This window comes from Luteitalea sp., from assembly GCF_022842525.1.
Classification (GTDB): Bacteria; Acidobacteriota; Vicinamibacteria; order Vicinamibacterales; family Vicinamibacteraceae; genus Luteitalea.
The window spans coordinates 1-5,349 of record NZ_JALHPM010000097.1 but is presented as its reverse complement, the minus strand read 5'-3'; the positions used below and the strand labels follow the sequence as shown (position 1 = coordinate 5,349).

The 5,349-nt window shown below is 68.6% G+C and carries 2 protein-coding genes; both read right to left on the bottom strand.

From position 1 onward, the window contains the following. Nucleotides 1-2,193: efflux RND transporter permease subunit (locus tag Q0C41_RS18340; protein WP_291986083.1), on the bottom strand; the 2,193-nt coding region annotated here is incomplete at its 3' end. Beyond that, entirely contained in the window at nucleotides 2,190-5,297 is a 3,108-nt protein-coding gene (locus Q0C41_RS18335; RefSeq protein WP_291986081.1) for an MdtB/MuxB family multidrug efflux RND transporter permease subunit, read from the bottom strand. The genes Q0C41_RS18335 and Q0C41_RS18340, both read right to left, overlap by 4 nt. Between the last annotated feature and the right edge of the window lie 52 nt (nucleotides 5,298-5,349).

Below are 5,349 nucleotides of genomic sequence, written 5' to 3'. Positions count from 1 at the left end.
CGCGTTGTTGAGCGCCTGGGTCACCGTCGACATCTCGATGCCGAGCTGGCGGGCGGCCTCGCGATCGACCTCCAGGGTGATCTGCTGACTGGACACCAGTTCATCCTCGATGCCCGTCAGCTCCGGCAGCGTCTGCAGCACGTCGCGCACGCGCTGCGCCCACGTCCGCAGCTCTCCGAGGTTGTCCGACCGCAGTGTGTACTGATAGGACCCGCCGCCGAAGTTGCCCCCGAACCGGATGTCCTGATCGACGTTGAGCCACAGGCGCGCGCCCGGCACCTTCGGCAGGTTGCGGCGGATGCGCTCGGCGACGATCTGTCCCGACACCTGCCGCTCCTCGAGCGGCTTGAGCCTGACGAAGATCTGCGCGTTGTTGATGCCGCGCCCGCCACCGATGAAGCCGGCCACGCTCTCCACCGCCGGATCCTGCAGCACGGCCTTCCTGAAGGCTTCGATCTTCGGCTGCATGATCTGGAACGACATGCCGTCGTCGCCGCGGATGAAGCCGCCCAGCTGGCCGGTGTCCTGCTGCGGCAGGAAGCTCTTGGGGGCACTCACGTAGAGATGCACCGTGAACGCGGCCACTCCGATGAAGATCATCAGCACGATCGGCGAATGACGCAGGGCCCAGCCGAGCGATCGGCCGTACCCGCGACGCAGCCACGAGAACGCGCCGTCGCTGATCGCCTGCAGCCGTCCGGGCCTGGCATCGGCGCGCGCCACCAGCCAGCGGGCACACAGCATCGGCGTCAGCGTCAGCGACACGATCAGCGAGATGAGGATGGCGGCCACCAGGGTGATCGAGAACTCCCGGAACAGCCGCTCGACGATGCCGCCCATGAAGAGGATCGAGACGAACACCGCGACGATCGACAGGTTCATGGAGAGCAGCGTGAAGCCGACCTCGCCCGCGCCCTTGTACGCGGCGTCGAGCGGTGACATGCCCTCCTCGACGTGGCGCGCGATGTTCTCCAGCACGACGATGGCGTCGTCGACGACCAGGCCGGTGGCGACGATGAGCGCCATCAGCGACAGGTTGTTGAGCGAGAAGCCCCACAGGTACATCACCGCGCAGCTGCCGATCAGGGCCACGGGCACTGCGGTCACCGGGATCATCGCCGCCCTGAAGTTGGCGAGGAACAGCAGCACCACCAGGATGACCAGCCCGACGGCGATGAGCAGCGTGTTCTGGGCTTCGTGCAGCGTCGCGCGAATGGTCGGCGACCGGTCGCTGGCGATGTCGAGGGTCACCCCGGCCGGAAGGAAGGCCCGCAGCGCCGGCAACTGCGCCGTCACGCCGTCCACGGTCGCGATGATGTTGGCCTGCGCCTGGCGGCTCACCACCAGCAGGACGGCCTCGCGATCGTTGAAGAAGCCGGCGTTGTAGCGGTCCTCGATGCCGTCGTACACCCGGGCGACGTCGGCGAGGCGCACGGGCGCGCCGTTGCGGTAGGTGATCACCAGCGGCTGATAGTCGGCCGCCGTCGTCAGCTGATCGCTGGCCTGGATCTGCCAGTGCCGGTCGCTGTTCTCGACCATGCCCTTGGGGCGCAGCAGGTTGGCGCCGCTGATGGCCTGGCGGACCTGGTCCAGCGAGATGCCGTACTGCGTCAGGGCCTGTGGCTGCAGTTCGACGCGCACGGCCGGCAGCGATCCGCCGCCCACCGTCACGTCACCGACGCCGGTGACCTGCGCGACCTTCTGGGCGAGGATCGTCGACGCCAGGTCGTACAACTCGCTGGTGCTCGAGGTCTCCGAGGTCAGTGCCAGCAGCATGATCGGCGCCTGCGACGGGTTGACCTTGCGGTACGACGGCATCCCTGGCAAGGAACTCGGCAGCAGGGAGCGCGAGGCGTTGATCGCCGCCTGGACCTCGCGCGCGGCCGTGTCGATGTTCTTGCCGAGGTCGAACTGGATGTTGATGCGGGTCGAGCCCTGCGAACTCTGCGAGCTGAGTTCGTTGACGCCGGCGATCGTCCCGAGGGCCCGCTCGAGCGGCGTCGCCACGGTGGACGCCATCGTCTCTGGGCTCGCACCGGGCAGCGACGCCGACACCGAGATCGCCGGGAAGTCGACCTGCGGCAGCGGCGACACCGGCAGCAGCATGTAGCCCAGGGCCCCCACCAGCACCACCGAGATGCTGAGCAGGGTGGTGGCGACCGGGCGGCTGATGAACGGCGAGGAGAGGCTCATGCCGTGGCGTCCTTGGTCGTGACGATGGGTCGGGGCTCCGTCCGCCACGCGTGACCGAGGCGGTCGAAGAACAAGTAGATCGCTGGCGTCGTGAACAGCGTCAGCACCTGGCTGACCAGCAGGCCGCCGACCATCACCAGCCCGAGCGGCTGACGCATCTCGGCGCCCGAACCAGTCGACAGCATCAGCGGCAGCGCGCCGAACAGCGCTGCCAGGGTCGTCATCAGGATCGGCCGGAAGCGCAGCAGGGCCGCCTTGTGGATCGCCTCGCGCGGGCGCAGCCCCTCGGTGCGTTCGGCATCGAGCGCGAAGTCGATCATCATGATGGCGTTCTTCTTGACGATGCCGATCAGCAGGATGATGCCGATGACCGCGATCAGGCTCAGATCGGTGTCGGTGATCAGCAACGCCAGCAGCGCGCCGACACCCGCCGACGGCAGCGTCGAGAGAATCGTGATCGGGTGGATGTAGCTCTCGTAGAGCACACCGAGCACGAGGTACATCGTGACGATGGCCGCAAGGACGAGCAGGAGCGTGCTGTCGAGCGACGACCGGAACGCGGCGGCCGCGCCCTGGAAGGTGGTCTGGATGCTGGCGGGCATGCCGAGCTCGCGCTGGGCCGTCTCGATGGCCGCAACGGCGCTGCCGAGCGACGCGCCCTCGGCGAGATTGAACGACATCGTCACGGCGGGGAACTGCCCGGCATGGTTGATCACCAGCGCCGTGTTGCGGTTCTCGATGGTGGCGATGTTCGACAGGGGAATCTGGCGTCCGTCGGCGGTGGCGACGAAGACCTGCCCCAGGGCCTCGGGGCCGATCTGGAAGCGCGGCGCCACTTCGAGGACGACCCGATACTGGTTGGCCTGCGTGTAGATGGTCGAAATCAGGCGCTGACCGAACGCATCGTAGAGCGCATCGTCGATGGCGGCCACGCGGATGCCGAGACGGCTGGCCGCATCGCGGTCGATGTCGAGGAAGGCCTGCAGCCCCTTGTCCTGCAGATCGCTGGCGACGTCGGACAGCTCCGGTGACTGCTGCAGCCGCTCGACCAGCTTCGGCACCCACACGCCGAGCCGCGCCGCGTCGGGATCCTCCAGCGTGAACTGGAACTGCGTCCGGCTGACGCGATCCTCGATCGTCAGGTCCTGCACCGGCTGCATGTAGAGCGTGATGCCCGGCACACGGGCCACGCGATCACGCAGGGCGGCGATGATCTCGGTGGCCGACCGGGTGCGCTCGTCCCGCGGTGCCAGCGTGACGAGCATGCGGCCGCTGTTCAGCGTCGCGTTGGCGCCATCGACGCCGATGAACGACGACAGGCCCTTGACCTCGGGTTCCTCGAGGATGGCCCGGGCCGCCGCGCGCTGGCGATCGGCCATGGCGGCGAACGACACCGACTGCGGTGCCTCGGTGATGACCTGGATGGCGCCGGTGTCCTGCGTCGGGAAGAAGCCCTTGGGCACGATCACGTACAGCCACACCGTCAGCGCCAGCGTGGCGACGGCGACGAACAGCGTCAGGGTCTCGTAGCGCAGGGCGGTGGTCAGCATCCGCCCGTACATCGCGATCATCCCGTCGAAGAACGCGCCGGTCGCCTTGAACAGCCGGCCGTGTTCCTCGGAGGCCTCGGCCTTGAGCAGCCGCGCGCACATCATCGGCGTCAGCGTCAGCGACACGACCAGCGAGATCATGATCGAGACGGCCAGCGTGATGGCGAACTCGCGGAACAGCCGGCCGACGACGTCGGCCATGAAGAGGAGCGGGATGAGCACGGCGATGAGCGACACCGTGAGCGACACGAGGGTGAAGCCGATCTGGCGCGCGCCCTCGAGCGCGGCCTCCATCGGCGTGGCGCCCTCCTCGAGATAGCGCGCGATGTTCTCCACCATGACGATGGCGTCGTCCACCACGAAGCCCGTGGCGATGGTCAGCGCCATCAGCGTCAGGTTGTTGATCGAGAAGCCGGCGAGGTACATCACGCCGAAGGTGCCGATGAGCGACAGCGGTACGACCACGCTCGGGATGATCGTCGCCGGGATGTTGCGCAGGAACACGAAGGTGACCAGCACGACCAGCCCGACGGCGAACACGAGCTCGTGCTGCACGTCGGTGACCGAGGCCCGGATGGTGTCGGTGCGGTCGCTCAGGACGGCGACGCTCAGCGTCGACGGCAGGCTGGCCGTCAGCTGGGGCATCAGCGCGGTGATGCGGTCGACCACGTCGATGACGTTGGCGCCCGGCTGGCGCTGCACGTTGACGAGGACGGCCGGCAGGTCGTCGGCCCAGGCGCCCAGCCGCGTGTTCTCGGCGCCATCGACCACGTCGGCCACGTCCGACAGGCGCAGCGGTGCGCCGCCTTCGTAGGCCACGATCAGGTCGCGATAGGCGTCGGCCGATCGCAGCTGGTCGTTGGCGTCGAGCATGAACGAGCGCTCGGGGCCGTCGAAGTTGCCCTTGGGCTGGTTGACGTTGGCGGCGGCGATGACGGCCCGCAGGCTCTGCAGATTGAGGTTGTGCGCCGCCAGGGCCTGCGGGTTGGCCTGGATGCGCACGGCCGGCCGCTGCCCGCCCGCCAGGCTCACGAGCCCGACGCCGGGCAACTGCGACAGCTTCTGCGCCACACGCGTGTCCACCAGGTCGTAGACATCCGGCAGCGGCATCGTCGGCGACGTGATGGCCAGCGTCAGCACCGGCGTGTCGGCAGGATTGACCTTGTTGTAGACCGGGGGCTGCGGCAGGTCGTTGGGCAGCAGGTTGCCGGCAGCGTTGATGGCGGCCTGGACCTCCTGCTCGGCGACCTCGATGGGTTTGTCCAGCGAGAAGCGCAGCGTGATCACGGACGCGCCGCCCGAGCTGGTCGACGACATCTGGTCGAGGCCCGGCATCTGGCCGAACTGGCGTTCGAGCGGCGCCGTGACCGCGCTGGTCATGACGTCCGGGCTCGCGCCCGGGTAGAAGGTGAGCACCCGGATCGTCGGGTAGTCCACCTGCGGCAGGGCGGACACCGGCAGCAGGCGATAGGCGAGCGCGCCCGACAACAGCAGCGCGGCCATCAGCAGCGCCGTGGCCACCGGCCGGAGGATGAACGGGCGCGAGATGTTCATGGGCGTCGTCCCTTCGGCTGCGCGGCGGCCGGCGCGCCGCCCGTGGCGGGGG

What these genes read in the sequence shown, in the direction of transcription:
- Q0C41_RS18335 (WP_291986081.1), bottom strand. Translation starts at nt 5,297, where the DNA reads ATGAACATCTCGCGCCCGTTCATCCTCCGGCCGGTGGCCACGGCGCTG.